This window comes from Streptomyces sp. NPDC051286 (genome assembly GCF_044455345.1).
Classification (GTDB): domain Bacteria; phylum Actinomycetota; class Actinomycetes; order Streptomycetales; family Streptomycetaceae; genus Streptomyces.
In genome coordinates this window covers 1-2,050 of sequence record NZ_JBITER010000139.1, presented here as the reverse complement: position 1 = coordinate 2,050, position 2,050 = coordinate 1, and the positions used below count along the sequence as shown (strand labels likewise).

General features: G+C 71.0%; 2 pseudogenes. One reads left to right on the top strand and one right to left on the bottom strand.

From position 1 onward, the window contains the following. Positions 1-799 (bottom strand): annotated as a pseudogene (locus ACIBB8_RS37790) (Tn3 family transposase); the annotation flags it as partial. Positions 800-806: 7 nt separating this feature from the next. On the opposite strand from ACIBB8_RS37790, the pseudogene ACIBB8_RS37785 reads away from it, so the two are divergent. Further along, a pseudogene (locus ACIBB8_RS37785) lies at positions 807-2,050 on the top strand (Tn3 family transposase); the annotation flags it as partial.

Genomic DNA, 2,050 nt, shown 5'->3' with positions numbered 1-2,050 from the left:
GCGCGCAGGTAGTACTGGTCGACGTGCACGAGCCGGGCCCGGGTCAGCGCCTCGTAGCCGGGGTTCACCACCGGGGCCAGGCCGATGTTGCACGCCTCCGACACCAGCAGCGCGACCACCGAGGTGGACAGGTCCTTCATCCGGGTCGTGCCGTCCCCGAGATGCACGAACGCGTCGAGGAACCCGGTCCAGGCGTTCACCTCGAACAGCAGGTCCGGCAGGTCGATCTTCGGGAGCATCCTCTCGACCCGCTTGCGCAGCCAGGTCAGGGACTTCGGCTCGCCGAGCGCGCCGAGCTTGTCGACGTTCAGCTTCACCCGCCCGTCGTCCTGCACCTCGATGGAGACCTTCGCCGCCGGCCCCGCCTCCTCCAGGCGTTCGGCGAGCTGCTTCCATCCGGCGTCCAGGCCCCGCACCAGCTCTGCCAGGTGCTCGGTGACGGGCATGTCCAGGCTCAGCCAGGCCAGCACGTCCTCCTCGACCGCGTCCCAGTCGGGCCCGTCCAGCAGGCGGCGCGCGGGTTGGACCAGCGGTGCGACGGGGCGGCGAACACATCGCGGTTGTTCAGGGCCCGGTGCAGCTGCTCCAGCACGCATACCACGTACGCGTCCCGGTCCACCGCGCACTGCGGCAGATCCGGGTTGGCGTACACCGCCTTACGCCACGCAGGCGGCACGAGCTTGTCGTCCACCTCGCGCGGCAGCAGCGGCTTGACGCCCACCTTCCGCCGGGCCAGCGCCGGAAGACCCCGGACCCCGGCCAGGACCCGCTTGCCGGCGCTCGCCGCGTCCAGTGCCTTCGGGAGCCTGGAGCGCGCGGAGGAGCCCAAGCGCACCGCGATGCTCACCGCGGTGATGCGCCACCTTGAGGCGAAGGCCATCGACGAGGCCCTGGACCTGTTCCATGTCCTGATGACGACCCGGCTGATCAGCACGGCGAAGCGGGCGACGGAGAAGGAGCGCCTGTCGACGCTGCCGCAGCTGGAGAAGGCGTCCCGGACGCTCGAGCGGGCGGCGAAGGTGCTGTTCGATGAGCTGGATCTGGTGGAGACGCACGGCGCTGACGTGGACGCGGCGGCGCTGTGGGCGGCGGTCGAGGAGATCGCGCCCCGGGAGATTGTGATGACCGCGGCCGCGCTCGTGGTCTCGCTGGTGCCCGAGGGCGAGGATTCGGCCGAAGTGACGATGCGGGCGGCGCTGACCACCCGCTACAACACGGTGCGCCCGTTCCTCGCGCTGCTGGGCGAGTCGAAGGCGCTAACGGCGTCGACCGGCGGCTCGCGCGTGCTGGCCGGGGTGAAGCGGCTGCCCGCGCTGGCGCGGCGGCGGGTGAAGGACAAGCCGCTGCTGCCACGCGAGGTCGATGACAAGCTGGTGCCGGCCGCCTGGCGCAAGGCGGTGTACGCGAACGCCGATCTGCCGCAGGGGTCGGTGGACCGGGACGCGTACGTGGTGTGCGTGCTGGAGCAGCTGCACCGGGCCCTGAACAACCGCAACGTGTTCGCCTCCCCCTCGCACCGCTGGTCCGACCCGCGCGCCCGGCTCCTGGACGGGCCGGCGTGGGAGGCGGTGCGCGAGGACGTGCTGGCCGGGCTGAGCCTGGACATGCCCATCACCGAGCATCTGGCGGAGCTGGTGCGGGCCCTGGACGCGGGCTGGAAGCAGATGGCCGAACGCCTGGAGTCGGCGGGTAAGGACGCGAAGGTGTCGCTCGACGTCCTCCCGAACGGCCGGGCGAAGCTGAACGTGGAGAAGCTCGGCGCGCTCGGAGAGCCGAAGTCGCTGGCCTGGCTGCGCAAGCGGGTCGAGAAGATGCTCCCGAAGATCGACCTGCCGGACCTTTTGTTCGAGGTCCACTCCTGGACCGGGTTCCTCGACACCTTCGTTCACCTGGGGGACGGCACCACCCGGATGAAGGACCTCACCACCTCGGTCGTCGCGCTCCTGGTGAGCGAGGCGTGGAACATCGGCATGACCCCGGTCACCAACCCCGGCCACGAGGCCCTCACCCGCTCCCGCCTGGTCCACGTCGACCAGTTCTACCTCCGGGG